At 41.9% G+C, this 20,391-nt stretch carries 20 protein-coding genes and 2 tRNA genes; 16 read left to right on the forward strand and 6 right to left on the reverse strand.

The window, feature by feature from the left end; genetic code table 11:
* Window positions 1-8: 8 nt before the first annotated feature.
* The 3 genes from FLA_RS01885 (at window position 9) to FLA_RS01890 (ending at window position 2,750) form a co-directional block, all read left to right on the forward strand.
* Entirely contained in the window at window positions 9-824 is an 816-nt protein-coding gene (locus FLA_RS01885) for a DUF4249 domain-containing protein (protein WP_076381858.1), read from the forward strand.
* 80 nt (window positions 825-904) lie between these two features.
* Window positions 905-1,096 (forward strand): hypothetical protein, encoded by a 192-nt coding sequence (locus FLA_RS31085; protein ID WP_144264140.1) that lies wholly within the window; start codon window positions 905-907, stop codon window positions 1,094-1,096.
* Between the two features lie 217 nt (window positions 1,097-1,313).
* Window positions 1,314-2,750, forward strand: coding sequence for a PQQ-binding-like beta-propeller repeat protein (locus tag FLA_RS01890; protein WP_159445174.1), 1,437 nt, complete (start codon window positions 1,314-1,316; stop codon window positions 2,748-2,750).
* 92 nt (window positions 2,751-2,842) lie between these two features.
* Here FLA_RS01890 and FLA_RS01895 read toward each other — a convergent pair whose 3' ends face one another.
* From FLA_RS01895 to FLA_RS01915, 5 genes are all read right to left on the reverse strand, one after another.
* Complete coding sequence (locus FLA_RS01895) at window positions 2,843-3,568, reverse strand: tRNA1(Val) (adenine(37)-N6)-methyltransferase (protein WP_076381715.1); 726 nt, start codon at window positions 3,566-3,568, stop codon at window positions 2,843-2,845.
* A gap of 3 nt (window positions 3,569-3,571) precedes the next feature.
* On the reverse strand, window positions 3,572-5,737 hold the full coding sequence (locus FLA_RS01900; protein ID WP_076381716.1) for a S9 family peptidase: 2,166 nt from the start codon (window positions 5,735-5,737) through the stop codon (window positions 3,572-3,574).
* A 110-nt stretch (window positions 5,738-5,847) separates the two neighbouring features.
* Window positions 5,848-6,609: a succinate dehydrogenase/fumarate reductase iron-sulfur subunit gene (locus tag FLA_RS01905; protein WP_076381717.1), complete on the reverse strand. Its 762-nt coding sequence runs from the start codon at window positions 6,607-6,609 to the stop codon at window positions 5,848-5,850.
* A 55-nt stretch (window positions 6,610-6,664) separates the two neighbouring features.
* On the reverse strand, window positions 6,665-8,635 hold the full coding sequence (locus tag FLA_RS01910; protein ID WP_076381718.1) for a fumarate reductase/succinate dehydrogenase flavoprotein subunit: 1,971 nt from the start codon (window positions 8,633-8,635) through the stop codon (window positions 6,665-6,667).
* Between the two features lie 82 nt (window positions 8,636-8,717).
* Window positions 8,718-9,419 carry a succinate dehydrogenase cytochrome b subunit gene (locus FLA_RS01915; RefSeq protein ID WP_076381719.1) on the reverse strand — a complete coding sequence of 234 codons (702 nt, stop codon included), beginning with the start codon at window positions 9,417-9,419 and terminating at the stop codon, window positions 8,718-8,720.
* Window positions 9,420-9,588: 169 nt separating this feature from the next.
* Between FLA_RS01915 and FLA_RS01920 the strand changes: the two genes are divergently transcribed.
* The 9 genes from FLA_RS01920 (at window position 9,589) to FLA_RS01960 (ending at window position 16,726) form a co-directional block, all read left to right on the forward strand.
* Entirely contained in the window at window positions 9,589-10,842 is a 1,254-nt protein-coding gene (locus FLA_RS01920; protein WP_076381720.1) for an ABC transporter permease, read from the forward strand.
* 25 nt (window positions 10,843-10,867) lie between these two features.
* Complete coding sequence (locus tag FLA_RS01925; protein WP_076381721.1) at window positions 10,868-11,623, forward strand: MlaE family ABC transporter permease; 756 nt, start codon at window positions 10,868-10,870, stop codon at window positions 11,621-11,623.
* Between the two features lie 26 nt (window positions 11,624-11,649).
* Window positions 11,650-12,660 carry a tRNA (adenosine(37)-N6)-threonylcarbamoyltransferase complex transferase subunit TsaD gene (gene tsaD / locus FLA_RS01930; RefSeq protein ID WP_076381722.1) on the forward strand — a complete coding sequence of 337 codons (1,011 nt, stop codon included), beginning with the start codon at window positions 11,650-11,652 and terminating at the stop codon, window positions 12,658-12,660.
* Window positions 12,661-12,770: 110 nt separating this feature from the next.
* On the forward strand, window positions 12,771-13,271 hold the full coding sequence (locus FLA_RS01935) for a hypothetical protein (protein ID WP_144264141.1): 501 nt from the start codon (window positions 12,771-12,773) through the stop codon (window positions 13,269-13,271).
* Between the two features lie 145 nt (window positions 13,272-13,416).
* Window positions 13,417-15,042, forward strand: a complete 1,626-nt coding sequence (locus FLA_RS01940) for an ABC-F family ATP-binding cassette domain-containing protein (RefSeq protein WP_076381724.1) — start codon at window positions 13,417-13,419, stop codon at window positions 15,040-15,042.
* Window positions 15,043-15,124: 82 nt separating this feature from the next.
* Window positions 15,125-16,141, forward strand: coding sequence for a glycosyltransferase family 2 protein (locus tag FLA_RS01945; protein ID WP_076381859.1), 1,017 nt, complete (start codon window positions 15,125-15,127; stop codon window positions 16,139-16,141).
* 54 nt (window positions 16,142-16,195) lie between these two features.
* Window positions 16,196-16,402, forward strand: a complete 207-nt coding sequence (locus FLA_RS01950; protein WP_076381725.1) for a hypothetical protein — start codon at window positions 16,196-16,198, stop codon at window positions 16,400-16,402.
* A gap of 126 nt (window positions 16,403-16,528) precedes the next feature.
* Window positions 16,529-16,601 (forward strand) — tRNA-Gly (locus tag FLA_RS01955).
* Window positions 16,602-16,640: 39 nt separating this feature from the next.
* Window positions 16,641-16,726: transfer RNA gene (locus FLA_RS01960), tRNA-Leu, on the forward strand.
* 556 nt (window positions 16,727-17,282) lie between these two features.
* Here FLA_RS01960 and FLA_RS01965 read toward each other — a convergent pair.
* Complete coding sequence (locus FLA_RS01965) at window positions 17,283-17,591, reverse strand: RNA polymerase sigma factor (protein ID WP_076381726.1); 309 nt, start codon at window positions 17,589-17,591, stop codon at window positions 17,283-17,285.
* A gap of 227 nt (window positions 17,592-17,818) precedes the next feature.
* On the opposite strand from FLA_RS01965, the gene FLA_RS01970 reads away from it, so the two are divergent.
* The 4 genes from FLA_RS01970 to FLA_RS01985 all read left to right on the forward strand — a co-directional run bounded on the left by FLA_RS01970 (window position 17,819) and on the right by FLA_RS01985 (window position 20,381).
* Window positions 17,819-18,514: a hypothetical protein gene (locus FLA_RS01970; RefSeq protein WP_144264142.1), complete on the forward strand. Its 696-nt coding sequence runs from the start codon at window positions 17,819-17,821 to the stop codon at window positions 18,512-18,514.
* Window positions 18,515-18,699: 185 nt separating this feature from the next.
* On the forward strand, window positions 18,700-19,023 hold the full coding sequence (locus tag FLA_RS01975; protein WP_076381728.1) for a helix-turn-helix domain-containing protein: 324 nt from the start codon (window positions 18,700-18,702) through the stop codon (window positions 19,021-19,023).
* Between the two features lie 599 nt (window positions 19,024-19,622).
* Entirely contained in the window at window positions 19,623-19,886 is a 264-nt protein-coding gene (locus FLA_RS01980; protein ID WP_076381729.1) for a hypothetical protein, read from the forward strand.
* A 231-nt stretch (window positions 19,887-20,117) separates the two neighbouring features.
* Complete coding sequence (locus FLA_RS01985; protein WP_076381730.1) at window positions 20,118-20,381, forward strand: hypothetical protein; 264 nt, start codon at window positions 20,118-20,120, stop codon at window positions 20,379-20,381.
* Window positions 20,382-20,391: the final 10 nt, after the last annotated feature.

The following is a 20,391-nucleotide window of genomic DNA, read 5'->3' on the forward strand; positions in this document are numbered from 1 at the left end:
TGCAAACAATGAAAAATATATGCCGCTTATCATTGGTTCTGTTAGCAGCCAGCTTCCTGGGTAGCTGTGAAAGGGTCATTGATATTAACCTGAATAATGCATCTCCTAAATATGTAATTGAAGGGGTAATTACCAACCAGGAAGATGTAGCGCCTAAAGTGCTGATATCGCAAACCAAGAATTTTTCCGATGATAATAACTTTCCGGGTATTACCGGTGCTACGGTTACTATCAGCGATAACGGTGGTGCTCCTGTAACACTGGATGACAAAGGGGATGGTTCTTACACCACTACAGCATTCTATGGCACTATTGGTCATACTTATGCACTTACAGTTACCATTGGCTCCACTACTTATACTGCCACTTCTGCCATGCCGCCGCTGGTAAATATGGACAGCCTGTATGTAAGCAAGGAAACCCTGTTTGGTGATGAAAAGAACATTGCCAATGTGGATTTTAAAGATCCTGCCGGAAAGGGTAATGCTTACCGCTGGGTGCAGTATGTGAATGGAAAAAAAGAGAAAACCATTTTTGTACGTGATGATGATTTGACAGATGGTAACGATGTAAACCGGAAACTGTTTTATTTTAATGACGACGATGACGATAAATCGAGAGACATTAAAACCGGTGACAACCTGCGGGTAGATATGATGTGTATTGATATGAACGTGTATAAATATTGGTACAGCCTGGATGCCAGCGCTACCGGTGAAAACCAGCAGGCAACGCCAGCTAACCCGGTTTCCAATATCAAGGGTGGTGCGTTAGGTTATTTTAGTGCACATACTTATCAAACAAAAACGATAATAGTGCCTTAGATAGCTGAGGTAAAAAATAAAAGAAGAGGAATTAACAAACACGTTAATTCCTCTTTACTTTTATAGCATAACCCGATGATATGAGACGGAATCGATTTTTAAGAGGTGTTTTGTATTGCACACTGGTATTGGTAATTACTTTCCTGTACCGCAGCCAGATAATGCACCAGCAGGCGCATTTTACGATGAGTATTGTGCTGGAATACATTGGCCTGATATTGATGATGGGGTTTTTATTTATGTTTTTTATGCCCAATGGAAAGAAAGACTGAGTGGTTGAATTTGTATACACAGAAAGAGTAAAAAATAATTAAAGCGGGATTAGCAAATGCGTTAATCCCGCTTTAATTTTTTAGCACAACCCAAACTGTATGAAAAATAAACGTTATCTGAAAGGATGTATTTTGCCACTGTGATGGCGATGATTAACTAGATTTGTCGCCGAAATTAACTACAATGAAATCAGCCCAATTTTCAACCCTTAAAAACTTGAAATTAACCTTATGTAGCTTTTTGATAGGCTGTGTGTTATTATGCTGTACTAAAAAAGACGGATCAGAGCCAGTTCAAATAAGCATCACCACTGACACCATTATTGATATCTTATATAATAGTGCTGTTTGCAAAGCAACTATCTCGACAGATGGTTTGTCCGGCCTTCCATCGGAGCAGGCATCTGGAGATTCTATTATTGGATTGGGTGTGTGTTACAATACAGCATCGCAACCTGTTTTGGAAAATTCGAAAGTGACTTCCACCAGCAGGGAAAGCAAATTCAGCTGCACTCTCACTGAGCTACAGCCAGAAACCCGGTATTATGTACGTTCGTATTACCAGACTACAAAAGGTACTGTTTATGGCAATGAGTTACAGTTCACTACCCAAACGTTAGATTCAGCTATTTCTGTATTTTTTAGCGGCTACTCTACCTTATATTGTTTAAATGCTTCTGACGGAAAGCTGAAATGGAAAGTGAATGTGCCTGATATACAGGACGCCACACCAGTATGTGTGCAGGGCAGGGTATATGTTGGTGGTTATGACAGTAACTTGTATGCTTTTGATACTTCCGGAAACCTGTTATGGCAAAGGAAATTACAGGAAAAAAACCTGGCCAAAAATCCCATAGTTAAAAACGGACTGGTTTATATAAGTGACTATGCCAATGTTTATGCTTTTAATGCTGTCACAGGCACGCCTGTGTGGACTATGACCAGTGAATTTAGCAATGGAAATTACAACCTGACTTATGCAGATGGGATGATTTTCTATTCCGGTGTTACTTCCGGGGTGATGGGACTTGCGGGAATTGATGCGCTCACAGGAAAGAAGACATGGCAAACCACTATTGCTTCAAATATACCTTTTGTAACAGGGGATAAAGTGTATGCTTTTTATTATCGTACGTTGTCTGTGGTGGCTGCAAAAGATGGTTCGTTGATATCGAGAACCGACATTACTAATCTAAACAATTTCAGAAATATACAGGTAAGAAATGGACATGTTTACCTGTTTGCGGAGAATATGGGTATTATCTATGACTCTGCTACTCTTGCTCAGCAGGCTGTTATTTATGGAAGTGCCATTTCTTATAATGCCAATTCACAGGTTTTTGTAAATAACAGTGTATTTACAAATGGAACTGCTTATGATATGAATTCGGGGACACTTCAATGGAAGGCTATTGAGGGAGGTGCTACCGATGCAACTGTTTGTAACGGACTTATTTATATGGGAGGAAATACTTATAAAGACATGGGCTCCGGGCTGTATTTGAAGGATAAAATGGGATATTTTATTCTGGATACACGCGCCCAAAAGCAGCTTTTGTTTGCTGAGTTTGGCAATGATTACAGCCTATATGCTCCTCCCTGTGTAGTAACACGCAGTGGAAAATGTTATGTAGGGAATAAGATGTATGAGTAAGTGACAATCTGGCTGCCAGTTGTTGATAATATATTTATTATTATGCAAAATGCCGTATCAAAGTGGATATGGCATTTTGCTTTTTATAGGTACTATAGGTGTAAATAAAAATTTTTCAATAACCTGCTAAACTCTTGTGTGTACAAGTTATCTGCATCGCGTATCACCAACTGCTCTTGTGTAAAAGAGTGCTGTGTTATCCGCTCAAATAAAAGCATCACGCGAAAGTTGTTATGTGCCGGTGTTTGTTGTATACTGGCCATAGCTGTCATATGCAATCCAGATTGAGTTGCAATAGCAATGGCTTCCTTATGCCGGTGCCAGGGTAATAATAAAGCAAACACCCCCTCTGGCTGTAACAGCCTGTCTACATTCTTAAACAATTCATCCAGCGATAAAGCTTCGCTGTGTAAAGCAAGGTTTCTTTTGTTGCTGGCGCTTTTTAAATCGTTTTCAAAGAAAGGAGGATTGCTGATGATGACATCGTATTGTAGGGAAGAAGTAAACTGCTGTATAGCGGTTTGATGTACTGAAAGCCTGTTAGCCCACGGGCTGCCGGCAAAGTTGGCTGTTGCCTGTTCTGCTGCGGCTATATCTATCTCTACGGTGTGGATAGTAGCATTGGTTTCCTGTGCTACCATCAGCGACAATAAGCCGGTGCCACCGCCAATATCCAGCACCTGTTGCGCTGGTTGTGGGCGTTGGCCTAATCCGGCTACTACCCACGCGCCAAACAAGCAGGCGTCTGTGCACACTTTCATGGCACAGGCATCCTGGTATACTGTGAATTGTTTAAATTGAAAATAGTTGTTAGGCATATCCTATTGTGTAATGCCCTCCAGTGCTAATAAAAACGCATAGTTCAAGGCTACATCTTTCAGGTAGTCAAAACGTCCGCTGGCGCCGCCGTGACCAAAGTCCATGTTGGTGTGTAACAGCAACAGGTTGTTATTGGTTTTGGTGGCTCGTAAACGGGCTACCCATTTGGCAGGTTCAAAATACTGAACCTGGCTGTCGTGCAGGCCGGTAGTCACCAGCAGGTTAGGGTAGGCCTTGGCTTCTATGTTCTCGTAAGGCGAATAGCTTTTCATATAGTCATACGCCTCTTTGTTTTTAGGATTACCCCATTCGTCAAACTCGTTGGTGGTAAGTGGGATGCTTTCATCTAACATAGTGTTTACCACGTCTACAAAAGGAACCTGAGCAATAGCTCCATGCCACAGCTGCGGAGCCATGTTTACTACAGCGCCCATCAGCAGGCCACCGGCGCTGCCACCTTGTGCATATAAATGTTCGGGGCTGGTATATTTTTCTTTTACCAGAAACTCGCCACAGTCAATGAAGTCGGTGAAGGTGTTTTTCTTCTTTAGCATTTTACCATCTTCATACCATTGGCGGCCCATTTCCTGCCCGCCCCTGATATGGGCTATGGCGTATACAAAACCACGGTTTAACAGGCTTAAACGGGCGCTGCTGAACGATGCATCCATGCTGCTGCCATACGAGCCATAGGCGTACAGCAGTAGCGGTGCATTGCCGTCTTTTGTAAAGCCTTTCTTATACACCAGGGAGATAGGTACTTTGGAGCCATCTTTAGCTGTAGCGTATAAGCGTTCGGTAACATACTCGGCAGCATTATAGCCACCAGCTACTTCCTGCTGTTTCCGCAATGTTTTTTCGCTGGTAAACAGGTTGTAATCGAATATAGAACCGGGCGTAGTTAGTGAAGTATAGGCATAACGCAGGTTGGTGCTGTTATACTCGGGGTTACCACTGGTATAAGCGGTATAGGCTGGTTCGCCAAAATCGAGGTAATGCTCGCTGTTGTCGGCCAGTTTTCTGATGCGTATCTGCATCAGGCCATTCTTGCGTTCTTCTACTACCAGGTAGTCTTTAAACTCTTCAATATCTTCCAGCAGCACATCGGTGCGGTGGGCGATCACTTCTTTCCAATGTTCAACACCTGTTTGAGTGAGCGGGCATTCCATCAGGCGAAAGTTCTTTGCATCCTTATTGGTAAGGATTAAAAACTTGCCTTCTACCGGGGTAACGTGATACAACACTTCTTTCAGTCGCGGCTGGAATAAAACAAAGGCAGATTCGGGCTTATTAGCGTCGATAAACCGCACTTCGGATGATAAGGTAGCTTCGGAGGTGATCAGGATAAACTGGCCCGATTTGGACTTGCCTACGCTGATATAATTGCTTTTATCCTGCTCTTCATATACCACCACATCCTGTTGCACATCGGTGTGCAGTACGTGACGTTTAATTTTTTCCGACAACAGTGTTTCGGGGTTATTGGCGGTATAGAACAGGGTTTTATTATCATTGGCCCACACCGGATCACCGCTGGTTAAACGAACAGCATCATCATATATTTCGCCGGTGGCCAGGTTTTTAACGTGAATGGTATACTGACGGCGTGATACCGTATCTACGCCAAAGGCCAGCAGGTTGTTGTCGGGGCTGATGGTAAAGCCACCGGCTGAGTAGTAGGCATGTCCTTCGGCCAGGGCATCTATGTCCAGCAGTATTTCTTCTGCGGCTTCCAGGCTGCCTTTTTTGCGGCAGTATTTGTAATACTGTTTACCATCTTCGGTGCGGGTGTAGTAGTAGTAACCGTTTTTAAATACCGGAACGGATTCATCTTTCTCTTTAATCCGTTTTTTCATTTCTGTAAACAGGTTTTCCCTAAAGCTTTTCAGGCCATCCAGCATGGTATCCAGGTAGGCGTTTTCGGCCTTCAGGTAGTCTACTACCTGGGTGCTGTCTGGCCCCTTCTTAAAATAGTCGATCATCCAGTAATAAGGATCGGTTACCGTATCACCGTGTATCACTCTTATATGTTCTTTAGTGGCGGCAACAGGAGGTGTTACTCCCTGCGGCCATTGGTATGTGTTCTCCTTCATATTCTTTTGTGTGGTGTTGTTATTACAGGCAGCGAGTGTTGTAAATAGCAGAGCAAGGGTATATGTTATTTTCATAAGTGAGGTTTAGAAATACAATATACCACATAAAACACAAAAGACTGTTCGTGCAGGAACAGTCTTCTGGCTATTAGTACAAGTATATATACAACTTCGGAAACCGCCGATTACTCAGCGATCAAAGAAGCTAATGTATATTCTTTATTCAGACGGGCGATGTTTGATAGTGAAATGCCTTTAGGACAGGTTGCTTCACAAGCACCAGTGTTGGTACATGCGCCAAAGCCTTCTTTATCCATTTGAGCAATCATGTTCAGTACCCTGGTGTCAGCTTCGGGCTCACCTTGTGGCAGCAAGGCCAGGTGCGAAACCTTAGCGCTCACAAATAACATAGCCGAGCTGTTTTTACAAGCTGCTACACACGCACCGCAACCAATACAGGTAGCTGCAGCGAAAGCGGCATCAGCTTTTTCTTTTTTGATAGGTAAGGAGTTGGCGTCAACGGCATTACCGGTATTTACAGAAATATAACCACCGCTCTGGATAATGCGGTCGAAAGAAGAACGGTCCACTACCAGGTCTTTGATAACCGGGAAAGCTTTTGCTCTCCAGGGCTCTACAACGATGGTATCGCCATCTTTAAACGCACGCATGTGTAACTGACAGGTTGTGTTCAGTTCCCATGGGCCGTGTGGTTTACCGTTGATATACATAGAGCAGGCGCCACAAATACCTTCACGGCAATCGTGGTCGAACGCTACTGCATCTTTACCTTCATGAATCAGCTGCTCGTTCAGTACGTCGAACATTTCCAGGAAAGACATTTCCGAAGAAATATCTTTCAGTTTATACGTTTCAAATCCGCCTTTAGAATCGCTGTTTGCTTGTCTCCACACTTTCAGTGTGAGGTTCATATTATAATGTTCCATAGCAACCTCCGTAATACCCCGGTTAAGGGGAGGGTTTTAATGGTTTAGTATTTAATTATTTGTAGTTACGTTGTGAAGGTTTAATCACCTCGTATTTCAGTTCCTCTTTGAACAATTCCCACTCATGTTCAGCTTTGTATTTCCACGCAGCTACATACATGTAGTTGGCATCGTCGCGTTGTGCTTCACCATCCGGAGTCTGATATTCTTCACGGAAGTGACCGCCGCAGCTTTCATTTCTGTTCAGTGCATCGATACACATCAGTTCTCCTAATTCAATAAAGTCAGCCACACGACCAGCCTTATCCAACTCAGGGTTAAACTCGTTAATGGTACCGGGAATTCTTACATCGCTCCAGAACTCTTTTTTCAGCGCGCGGATTTCTTCAATCGCTTCTTTCAAACCTTGTTCTGTACGGCCCATACCACATTTATCCCACATGATTTTACCCAGGCGTTTGTGCAGGCTTTCCACGCTTTGCTTACCCTTGATGTTCATCAGGGTACTCAGGCGGTCGGCTACTGATTTTTCAGCCTCAGCAAATGCTTCATGTTCTACAGAGATAGGCTTGTTGTAAATTTCATCGGCCAGGTAGTTACCGATAGTATAAGGAATTACAAAGTAACCATCAGCCAAACCTTGCATCAGTGCAGAAGCTCCTAAACGGTTGGCGCCGTGATCGCTGAAGTTAGCTTCACCTAAAGCGTATAAACCTGGTACGGCAGTCATCAGTTCATAGTCTACCCAAACACCACCCATGGTATAGTGTACCGCAGGGTAAATACGCATTGGGGTTTCGTATGGGTTTTCACCTGTGATTTTGTCATACATATCAAACAGGTTACCGTATTTCTCTTTTACTACTGCTAAACCATGCTCACGAACTACTTCTGCAGTAGCTTCGATGCCCAGTTTACCACATTCAATTTTACCGTAACGGATAACCGCATCTGCAAAATCGAGGTAAACCGCCTGTTTAGAAGTACCTACACCGTAACCGGCATCACATCTTTCTTTTGCAGCACGGGAAGCCACGTCACGTGGTACCAGGTTACCAAAGGCAGGATACCTTCTTTCCAGGTAGTAATCACGCTCGTCTTCCGGAATGTCGGCAGCTTTACGGGTATCGTTTTGTTTTTTAGGAACCCAGATACGACCATCGTTACGTAAAGATTCTGACATCAGGGTCAGTTTACTTTGATAGTCGCCTGTAACAGGAATACAGGTTGGGTGAATTTGAGTGTAACAAGGGTTGGCAAAGTGTGCACCTTTTTTGTGTGCTTTCCACGCTGCGGTAACGTTGCTACCCATAGCGTTGGTACTTAAATAGAATACGTTGCCATAACCACCGGTACATAATAATACAGCATGACCAAAGTGTCTTTCCAGTTTACCGGTAACCAGGTCGCGGGCAATAATACCACGTGCCTTACCATCAACGGTAACCACTTCCAGCATTTCGTGACGGCTGTATTGAGTAACAGTACCTAATGCTACCTGACGCTCTAACGCCTGGTAAGCACCTATTAATAATTGCTGACCGGTTTGACCCGCAGCATAGAATGTTCTTTGTACCTGTGTACCACCAAAGGAACGGTTGCTTAATAAACCACCATATTCACGTGCAAAAGGTACACCTTGTGCCACGCACTGGTCAATAATGTTAGCGCTTACTTCAGCTAAACGGTGAACGTTGGCTTCACGTGCACGGTAGTCGCCACCTTTAATGGTATCGTAAAATAAACGGAATACAGAGTCGCCATCGTTCTGATAGTTTTTGGCGGCGTTGATACCACCTTGTGCAGCGATAGAGTGTGCACGGCGAGGGCTGTCCTGGAAACAGAAAGTTTTTACTTTATAACCCATTTCGCCAAGTGCAGCTGCAGCTGAAGCACCTGCTAAGCCGGTTCCTACTATAATAATTTCCAGCTTACGCTTATTGGCAGGGTTTACCAATTTGCAATGTCCTTTATAATCGGTCCACTTTTCCTCTAATTTTCCGGCAGGAATTCTTGAGTCTAACATTTTTTCCAAGTTTATAAGTTAACAAGTGTAACAGGAGCTATTGACCAGCGGCCTGCTATTTGTTCTTATGCGTTTAATGATTTTAGTTGTAGGTTGGGATATTGATCCAATGAAAGTGCATGCTAACAGGCATTAGGGCAAAAGCCAGCGGCACAATAACTGCAAAACCGTAACCCATGCACTTAATCATGGCCACATATCTTTTGTTGTGCACGCCCATAGTGCGGAAAGCACTCTGGAAACCATGCGCCAGGTGATAGGCCAGAGAAATACAACCTACTACATATAATACTACAACCCACAGGTTTTCAAACACAATAGCCATTTGCTTAAACAGATTGTGTACCATAACACCGTTGGTTAAAGCAACTTCATCCAAACCGGTAAAACGGGAAGGAACCCAGAAATGTACCAGGTGGGTAATCAGGAACAATAAAATGATAGTACCTAATAAACCCATGCTGCGGCTGTACCATTTACTACCTCTGTTGCCGTAGTTAACTGCGTAACCAACACCTCTTTTGCTGCGGTTGCTGGCTTCCAGTGCAAAACCCTGAATAATGTGTAACAGGATAAATACAAATAACCCGATTTCGAGGATGCGCGGGACTACGTTATCACCCATGAAGTGAGCAGCTCTGTTAAACATTTCACCATCATCGTTGGCCCAGATACAGGCATTCAGCCCTGCATGAACCAGTAGAAATAAAATCAGGAAGATTCCGGACAGGCCCATTGTCAATTTTCGGCCCACAGAAGAAGTAAACACTTGTTTCCAGGTCATAATGAGAGATTTGTGAACGAATTTCGCTGCAAAGGTAGGGCACGATCTTCAGTTTACGTTTTTTGGAAAAATTTATTTTCAGGAACTTTTGATAGTTCCATAAACAACTGTTAGCTACCGCTCATAAAATACCATGTATTTCTGTCAGGTTGTCTTGTAAATTTGATACATGCTAAAAGTTGCAGGTATATTATTGAATGGCTTCTTAATGGCTTTGCAAGAGCTGAAAGTAAACAAGCTGCGTACATTTTTATCGCTGTTCGGTATCACTATAGGTATCTTCTGTATTATAGGGGTGCTGGCTACGGTGGGCAGTATGGAGGGAAAAATTCAGAAAGAAATCAGCGACTTTGGCAGTAACAGTATCTATATAGATAAGTGGGAATACACCAATAGCAGTGACTATCCCTGGTGGAAATTTGTAAACCGCCCGGTGCCTAAATACGGTGAGGTGGCTTTTATAAAAGAGCGCAGTTCGTTAGCCGCTTATGTAAGCTATTTTAACTCTATCACTACTACTATATCTTACGAAGACAATCAGTTAAGCAATGTAAATATTAATGGGGTAAGCGAAGATTACAACAACATTCAAAACATTGATATTGCCTATGGCCGTTACATGACAGACGCGGAGTTTAAGCAGGGCAGCGCAGTGGCAGTGATAGGGTTTGAAAATGCCGAACAATTGTTCGGAAATGCCGAAAGGGCAGTAGGTAAAACTATTTCGTTTGACAGGAAAAATGTAACCATTGCAGGAGTGATAGCCAAGCAAGGTTCCAGCCTGATTGGGGGAGTAGATTACGACCATGTATTAATAACCTCGTATCGATTTTTTGCCAGTATCTATAATGTAAATGCCACTTATCTCGATCCCTATATTATGGTAAAGGGAAAAGAGAATGTGCCTACACCTGCACTGCAGGATGAACTGAAAGGTGTGATGCGCCAGATACGCCGCTTAGGTCCTACGGAAGAAGATAATTTTGCCTTAAATGATATCAGTGCTTTCAGCGACCAGATAGGCGGCTTTTTTGGAACGGTGAATATTGGTGGCTGGGCCATTGCAGGCCTGAGTTTAATTGTAGGGGCTTTTGGTGTAGCCAATATCATGTTTGTAACCGTAAAAGAAAGAACCAGCCAGATAGGTTTGAAAAAAGCCATTGGTGCGAAAAAAACAATTATACTTTCTGAATTTTTAATGGAAAGCGCTTTCCTGTGCCTGTTAGGCGGTGTTATTGGTTTAATACTGGTGTGGTTGCTGGCGGCGGGATTGAGTACCGTACTGCCATTTCCTATTATCATTGCCCCTGGTGTTATCATACTGGCATTTAGCATATGCCTTATATTAGGGGTAGCGGCAGGAATTATACCCGCATTAATGGCGGCAAGAATGAATCCGGTAGAAGCTATTCGCTCTAAATAAGCCGGAGGGTTGTAAATTGCACCCCGTGAAGCAGCTTGTAAACGTATTAACTCTTGTAGGCAGGTATATATTATTAGTAAAATCAGCGTTTGGCAGACCCGAAAATTTCAAACTTTACTGGCAGGCTTTTATACAGCAGTGTGAAGAGATTGGGTTGCGTACTTTCTGGATTGTAATAGGTATCTCTGCGTTTTTAGGAATGGTAACTGTGGTGCAAACCGCGTACATGATCACTATTCCTGTTATCCCAAAATTTGTAATTGGTATGGTGGCGCGCGACTCCGTTATCCTGGAGCTGGCGCCTACAGGTATAGCCTGTGTGTTATCAGCTATTGTTGGCTTTCGCATTGCTTCTGAAATAGGCTACATGCGTTTAAGCGAGCAGATAGATGCACAGGAAATCATGGGTATTAACACCAAAGCCTTTATTATATTACCGCGCATACTGGCGGGTATGTACATGATCCCGCTTTTAATGGTAGTAGCAGTAGTTGTGAGTTTAATTGCAGGTGGCATTGCGGGTGTAAGTAAAGGGATACTTACTGCTAATGAATATCATTTTGGTTTGCTGAACGATTTTAAACCGTTTGGCGTTACGATGGCCTTTGTAAAAATTGTAGTGTTCTCTTTTTTAATACCCAGTATATCGGGTTTTATGGGTTATTATGCCAAAGGAGATGAGCTGGCTGTTACCAAAGCAGCTACCCAGGCGGTTACCATTAATTGTATACTGATTCTGATAGCAGATTTTATTATCACCTCTATTATGCTCAACATGTAGGTGGTTTTATATTGTAATTTTGCAGGGTGAAACAAGATATCAGAATACTGGCCATTGAGTCGAGTTGCGACGAAACCAGTGCGGCCATTTGCGAAAACGGGAAAATTTTATCCAATTACATAGCCGGTCAGGCGGTGCATGAACAATATGGCGGGGTAGTTCCTGAACTGGCCAGCCGGGCACATATGCAAAATATTGTGCCGGTGGTGCATGCGGCTTTACAAGCAGCCGGGAAGCAGCTGACCGATATGGATGCCATTGCTTTTACACAGGCGCCGGGTTTAATAGGCAGCCTGCTGGTTGGCGGACAGTTTGCCAAATCATTGGCGCTGGCGCTGGACAAACCCCTGATAGCCGTACATCACATGCAGGCGCATGTGCTGGCCAACCTGATTGAAGATCCACAACCGGAATTCCCTTTCCTGTGTTTGACTGTTAGCGGTGGTCATACACAGATTGTGTTGGCGCACAGTCCGTTACACCTGGAAGTGCTGGGCGAAACTATTGACGATGCAGCAGGAGAAGCGTTTGATAAAACAGCTAAACTGTTAGGGTTACCTTACCCCGGCGGTCCGTTGGTAGATAAATATGCCCAAACCGGTAATCCTAAAGCTTTCACATTTGCCGAGCCACAGATTCCGGAGTTGAATTTTTCATTCAGCGGCCTTAAAACCTCTGTTTTGTATTTTTTACAGGCGCAAACCAAGGCCAATCCGCAATTCGTTTCCGAAAATGTGGCCGATCTATGTGCTTCCGTACAGCATACCATTATTAATATATTGTTGAAAAAGGTAAAAAAGGCCGTACAGCAAACGGGTATTAAAAGAATATGTATTGCCGGAGGGGTAAGTGCTAATAGCGGGTTGCGCAACCGGCTGAAAGAAATGGGCGAACAGCAGGGGTGGCAAACCTTTATTCCTTCCTTTCAATATTGTACCGATAATGCGGGGATGATTGCCATTACAGCCTACCACCAGTACCTGGGTGGGAAGTTTGTTACCCTGGACGTTGGGCCATCGGCCAGGTCGGAATGGTAGTGCTATTCGTCGATGTTTATATTTTGTTTAACCCTTTATTTTTCAAACAATTAGACAAACAGTGCCTTAACTTTGGCACTGCAATTGTAAATAATCCTAAAAATAACTTTATGGTAAAGCATCCTAAGTACCTGTTTATTGCTTTCATAGCATTCGTCTCTGTAGCATTTACTGCCTGCGGACCCACAAAAGGCATTACCAACAGCGAAAAATGGGGATATTCAGGCACCTGGTTTTTGAATAATATTCATTTTGAAGGTATTCCTGCCGGCACCAAGTTTAAAGCCACAGTGTTTGACGATGTGCCTTATTCCTGCTTACAGGGTAGCCAGTGGAACCTGCAATCGAACGGAAAGGGTAGCTATGTGGTGAACGCCAGCGCATCAGAATGTATTGCAGGTGAACGTTTTATCTTCTGGTCAACCGAAAAATCAGGTCAGTCGCAGTATTTCCAGTTTAAAAGGGTTGATGGTGGTGTAAAGCCTAAAAATGTAACCACAGGTTATCGTATGGAAGTAAGCGCCTTGAATCAAACCTCCATGCAACTGCGTTCTCCTATCAACTTTGAAGGGAACACTGTATATATTGTATATGATTTCAGCAAGCAGTAATCTTTTGTAAACAATTTATCAAAGGTGCGGGAACGGCAGGTGGATGAATCTACTGTTCCCGCATTATTTTTTATACCTATTAATGTGCTACTTTTGCGGCCTGTCTGCAATAAGCAGCAGCATAAATTATTAAGGAGCAATACGCATGATCAGTGTTAAAAATGTTACCCTGGCTTATGGTAAAAGGGTGTTGTTTGATGAAGTAAATATCAATTTCATGAAAGGCAACTGCTACGGTGTAATCGGAGCAAACGGTGCAGGTAAATCCACCTTTCTGAAAATTCTGAGCGGCGAAATAGAGCCGAACAAAGGTTCGGTGGAGATTACGAAAGGTGAGCGTATGTCGTTCCTTAAACAAAACCAATTTGAATTTGATGAGCATACGGTATTAAATACCGTGCTGATGGGCCACAAGAAAATGTGGGAAGTGATGCACGAGAAAGATGCCATTTATTTAAAGGAAGATTTTACCGAAGAAGATGGTCTGAGAGCAGGTGAGCTGGAAGGCGAATTTGGTGAAATGGGCGGTTACACTGCCGAAAGTGATGCTGGTACCTTATTGGGTAGCCTGGGTATTACTGACGATATGCACTACAGCCTGATGAAGGACATTCCTTCTAACATGAAAGTACGTGTGTTATTGGCGCAGGCTCTGTTTGGTAACCCCGACATCCTGTTGTTGGATGAACCTACCAACGGTCTGGATATTGAAACCATTGGCTGGTTGGAAAACTTCCTGGCCGAATACGAGAACGTGGTACTGGTAGTGAGCCATGACCGTCACTTCCTGGACCAGGTATGTACACACGTTGCGGATGTGGACAGAAGTAAGATTAAAGTATTTACCGGTAACTATACTTTCTGGTACGAAAGCTCTCAGTTAGCAGCACGCCAGGCCACCGATAAGAATAAGAAAACAGAAGAGAAGCGTCAGGCTTTGATGGACTTCATTGCCCGATTCAGCGCCAACGCCTCTAAAAGTAAGCAGGCTACTTCCCGTAAAAAAGCTTTGGAGAAATTAACCATTGAAGAAATTGAACCTTCTAACCGCCGCTACCCTGGTATCATTTTCCAGCCGCAGCGTGAAGTGGGTAACCAGATTCTGAACGTGGAAAACCTGAGCAAAAGCATAGATGGCAGCAAGCTGTTTGATAAAGTGAATTTTAGTGTAAACAAAGGCGATAAAATTGCTTTCCTGAGCAAAAACCCGCTGGCGGTTACCTCTTTCTTTGAAATCATCAATAATAATGAAAAGGCCGATGGCGGTAAGTTTGAATGGGGCACTACCATTACACCTGCCTACCTGCCTATTGAAAACGGTGAGTTCTTTAAAGAAGGCTTAAGCCTGTTAGATTGGTTACGTCAATTCGTTCCACCACATGTAACAGATGCTGATGAACCTTTCCTGAGAGGTTTCCTGGGTAAAATGTTGTTTAGCGGTGATGATATTGCGAAAAAAACCAACGTATTAAGCGGTGGTGAAAAAGTACGTTGCATGGTAAGCCGCATGATGCTGCAAAACCCTAACGTAGTGGTGCTTGATCAGCCAACCAACCACCTTGACCTGGAAAGTATCCAAAGCTTCAACGAAGGTTGTAATGCTTTCCCTGGTATAGTGTTGCTTACTTCTCATGACCATACGTTTATGCAAACGGTAGCTACCCGTATTATTGAGTTAACGCCTAAAGGCATCATTGACCGTCTGATGACGTTTGATGAGTACCTGGCCGATGCACGTGTGAAAGAACTGAGACAAGAGATGTACAGCTAATTCATCTACCAGATACAAACATAGAATGACGTACGGCGCGGAATGTTATTTTCCGCGCCGTACATTTGATAAAACTATTTGCTTGAACCCTCCTGAAGTTGCTATTGTAATTCTAAACTACAACGGAAGAAATTACCTTGAAAAATTCCTTCCCTCCGTATTGGCTTCTACCTATACTAATAAACGCGTTATTGTAGCCGACAACGCTTCTTTAGATGACTCTGTTGCTTTTGTAAAAGCGAATTTTCCGCAAGTAGAACTTATTCTCAATACCAGCAACTATGGTTTTGCCGGGGGCTATAACAAAGCACTGGAGCAGGTAAAGAGTGATTATTATGTGTTGCTGAATTCGGATGTGGAAGTAACACCCAACTGGATTGAGCCGGTAATAACATTAATGCAGCAAGACTCCGCTATTAAAGTCTGCCAGCCCAAACTGCTGGATTACCACCGGAAAGATTATTTTGAATATGCTGGTGCGTCTGGTGGCTGGCTCGACTTCCTGGGTTATCCTTTAGCCCGTGGCCGCGTGTTTGAGACGCTGGAGAAAGACAAACAACAATACAACGATCCCATACCTATTTTCTGGGCTTCCGGCGCAGCTATGTTTATTGAAGCGGATGTATATCATGCGGCAGGTGGACTGGATGAATATTTCTTTGCTCATCAGGAAGAAATTGATCTGTGCTGGCGGGTGCAACTGGCAGGGCATAAGTTATACTGTTGCCCCGCATCAGTGGTATATCACGTAGGAGGGGGCACTTTACCTAAAGGGCATCGCAAAACCTATCTCAACTTCCGCAACAATATTATCATGCTGCTAAAGAATTTGCCTGCTTCGGAAAAAATATGGAAGATTCCTTTCCGTATTCTGCTGGATTGGGCATTTGCGTTTAAATGTATTCTGAGTGGAGATACTAATAGTGTAAAAGCCATTTTTAAAGCACACTATGATGTAATTGCCTGGACTAAAACAGAGAAAGCCTTTAGGCCGGTGGCTATTAAACCCATGCGCCAACTGGCTGGTGTAGTGGAACGTTCTATTGTGTGGGCGTATTTTTTAAAAGGAAGGAAGATATTTACAGAAATTGTTCAGTAACAGGCTGGTTATATTAATTCACATCCTTATTTTTGCCACGCAATACTCAAGAATATGTCACACGAGATAGAAGATAACTACAAAGAGAAAGATTTTAAGTATAACAGAGTAAGCTCATCACGTTTTGTGTTTTATGTAACTTTCTTCTGTTTGTTGTCATTTGTATTAGGCGGTTGCTACCGTTTGTACAAAAACCGTTACAAAGGCAAACCTGATATTGAAATTCAGAGCAGCACTAAGTACACTCCTGAGTACAAATAAAAAAAGAAAAAAAAGTGCAAAGAAAATTTTGAAAATACAAACGGAATTCTATCTTTGCACTCCCAATCAATAAGGACACAGAATAAAGAAACAAAACATTGATTGTGAGGCTCTTATAAAGGATACGCGGAAGTAGCTCATTTGGTAGAGCACGACCTTGCCAAGGTCGGGGTGGCCAGTTCGAGCCTGGTCTTCCGCTCTGGTAAAAGAACCGATATTTATTTGGTTCTTTTGGTTCGCCCTGGTGGTGGAATTGGTAGACACGCAGGACTTAAAATCCTGTTCGCAGCAATGCGAGTAACGGTTCAAGTCCGTTCCGGGGCACAGATTTTCAATTAGTTACAAAGGCTGCACATTGTGCGGCCTTTGTCGTTTTTGTAGAAATTCAAACAAAATTCAAACAAATTCAAACAAATTCAAACAAAAACTTTTCGGCTCCGAAATTCGCTAATCCAGATTAACCTACACCACACCTGCCTAACTTCATCTTACCGACTTTTAAGCTTTTAGCCTGGGGAGAGATCAATCAACTTTTCAAAGAGCAAATGATGAAATATAGCCCACTTTACGGGCCTTTACCATAGTAAATATACGAAAAATAATAGTGAAAATCGCTGAAATGTATACTGTATAAGGGTTTTAATGATTTTGGTTATATTGAAGTGACTGAAATGCAGCCTTTTTAGGCTCTTTGTTTCCTTTTATTTGGCTTTACTAGGCTTTCTTGTTTAAAAGGCTGGAAGGGGCTTTTTAGGGCTTAATTCAGGGTTAATAGATTAACCTTAGCATCACGCAATCTAGCCTTGATGGAATAGGTGAAAACAGGCATCTCTCCTTGGATAAATTGGAAAAAGGGTTGGTAAAAGGAAATGTATAAATATCAGGCTCTATGATATTTTTTTTTAAGTATTTCTAATACTACGGGATATAGTTTTTGGGAAACGATTTTTAACAAAAAGGCACGGGGATACATAACAGTATCAAAATTTTTTCTTTGATCCCAAAGCTCTATAAAAACTGATTGTAGTAATTCTCCGGCAATCGCTTCGTTTTTGGTCATTTTCAGTAAGTATCCGTAAACCCGATTGCTAACCTTATCAAAAAAAAAATCAAAGGCTGCTGTATCGCCTTTTGACATTTTCCTGAATAGGATTATTTCCTCTATTCTGTCGAGTTCTTTTTGTTCCATAAGGTGCTGATTAGTTTTGGTTTTTATCGTTTTAAATACTGTAGTCCATTTTACAGCCCAAAATTTGGGAAGTAAAACTAAAGTGGCTAAAGCAATTATGTTTGTTCATTTTGTTCAGTATAGTTAATGATGTTTATTATTTGACCATGTGTAAACTAATTTAGGTGTTTATAACGTGAAAAGGTACAATATGGGTGAACTATTTTTTAATAAAAATGAGCCCCAAAATGCAGCGTTTATTAACCTGGCACAAAGTGTTCCCCCATATGTATTATAACATGGTGCCACCATTTCCCACTGATCCACGATTACACTGGAAGAAAAGAGCATCTATTGTTAACACAGGTTTTTACGAAAGTGTAAGAGCCTGGATACTTGAAATTGGACCGCAGATCAAATGGCCGAAAGGAGTAGAACCATTACTAACTGACACATTAGTGGCTGTATTGGATAATGCCTGGTGGGACGAGTATGATTCGGCTTACGTAGGTGTGTGGGACGGAATTTTAAGCTACCTTTTTTTTATTATTAATGTGGGGCGTATGGATGGAAATATAAATGCTGATCTTTCTTCCGGAGATGTGTATTTTGAGATGGCCGAAAAGTTCATTGAACAAAATAAAAGCAGTTTCAAAAGTGAAGAAGAGAGACAGTATATCAGGGCAAACCTGACTTTCAGGAGTATGAATGTGCAGAATAACTTTTTTTCCTATAAAGCCTTACTGTCTCTAAAGTGGCCTGAAATAGAGGTTGAATTACGAATGTTGAAATTGTTTTTTGGGTTAGATGATTTTATACGGGAGCGGCATACGAAAGAGAGTTGTAATAATATAAGTGAGGAGGGTAAAGAGAATGACGAATATAAAATAAAGGATGAGTTGCATGACATATTGCGATCTTTTCCATCTTATCTTCTAAATTAGTATCGAATAGAATTTAAAATGAAATATGCCCGCCGGTGTCTTCTGGGGGCTTCATATTTAAGGTTTAGATAAGAACAGTAAAGGTTTCTTTATATGTACCAGTCTACGGGAAGACTGTTAAATGCTGACTGGTTAGGAGAGTAGGTTTATGGAGATAATTTTTTCTCACATAAATACACTAACCTATGGATACCATCTTAATTCCTAATGAGGGTGACTTTAAGCGGTGGATAAAAGAAGCAATAAAAGAATGTATTGGTGATTTATCATCTATCCAACTGAATAACGAATCTACGTCGGAGCAGGAGCCGCTACTGTCCAGGAAAGAAATTGCTGGAATATTTAAAGTGTCGCTTGTAACATTACATGAATGGATGAAAGGAGGTTTGCCATTTCATAAGCAAGGTGGGCGTGTCTATTTTTTTAAGTCAGAAGTGATCGCCTACATCAAACAGAAGAGAGGGAATAATAGTGTAATTCAAATGGCGATTTTGAAGCACGTGGCGTAATTATTATTAATAAAAAAGAGGGCGCAGTTCAGCTTCTGGCCCTCCACAGTTCACAATTATCTTTCGGATTAAAAACGGACTTCTTAATGAAATACTAAACACGTGCCATGTTTTATATAGTTGATAAATAGGGATTTACATAGATTGTTAGTTATTGTTTCTCAAAAATGGAGTTTTGGGTTTCATATTGGGAAGCTTTCCGGATTTTATACTTAAAAAACTGCCCTCCCAGGTCGATACTGAAAGGGCATTGCTACCTGTTACGAGATACTGTTTTCACAGTACCCCCGTCATAATACTGCCACTACAGGCAGATGTAGTTCTGGTTTTGCAACCAATATATTTAATATGTCATAGAATTATTGGTTAGTTCTTTACCGTGTATATACCTATTGAGTGCAATAGCGATCGGTCGGATTAGCTGCTAAATGAGCTGAAATGCGACTGATGGGGGACAGCACTAAAATAGTGTAAAAATTTGACCAAACGTAAATAAAGTTGACACTTGGTTAAAAAAAGTTTACAGATGGTCAAAAAAAATTTGCACTTGGTCAAAAAAATATTGACAACTAGTAAAATCAGCGTTTATTCGTTATTGAATGCCGCGAAACTCAACATATGTCAAAGAAGGAATTCTTACAGGTAAGATAAAAACCTGGGAGCAAATCTTTGACTTGTATAGTATCTCATGGATTGCGTTGGATAGTGGTTTTCGTAATGCCACTCTCCGGAAAAAGTCAAGAGATACAGCTGATTTTAACGCGAAAGAAACCCTCAAACTGGCTGCCTTATTTGGTTTGACGTATGGACAGCTGCATAAATTCAATTTAAAATGCACAGGTAATAAAGAATATTTTAAATAAACTCCTAATTGCCTGGTTGTGTTTTTGTAATAAGAAAATCACTTCTCTAGTTATACATTTTAAGGTTACATCCATTGAATATTAAACCGCTTTTCTGCTTAGGCGGGGAGTCTACAATTTCATGCTCAATAGTTTACACCTGGTCAAAAAAAATTTACACTTGGTCAAAAAGAATTTTCACATGGTTCAAAAAATATTGACAGGTAGTAAAATGGCTGTTAATTCGCCCTTATGGCTAGAAATCCTAAATATGTTAAAGATGGAATTCTGTCAGGTAAGATTAAGACCTGGGAAGAAATCTTTGACCTATATAGTATATCCTGGCTTGCACTGGATGGCGGTTTTCGTAACGCTACTCTTCGGAAGAAATCAAGAGACACTGCTGAATTCAATGCAAAGGAGACATTGCGACTTGCTCAACTTTTCGGTATGACATATGGCCAGCTACATAAATTCAATTTAAAGTGTACAAATAATAAAGAGTATTTAAAGTAACCTATAACGT

Origin of the sequence: Filimonas lacunae (assembly GCF_002355595.1) — a bacterium.
Taxonomy (GTDB): domain Bacteria; phylum Bacteroidota; class Bacteroidia; order Chitinophagales; family Chitinophagaceae; genus Filimonas; species Filimonas lacunae.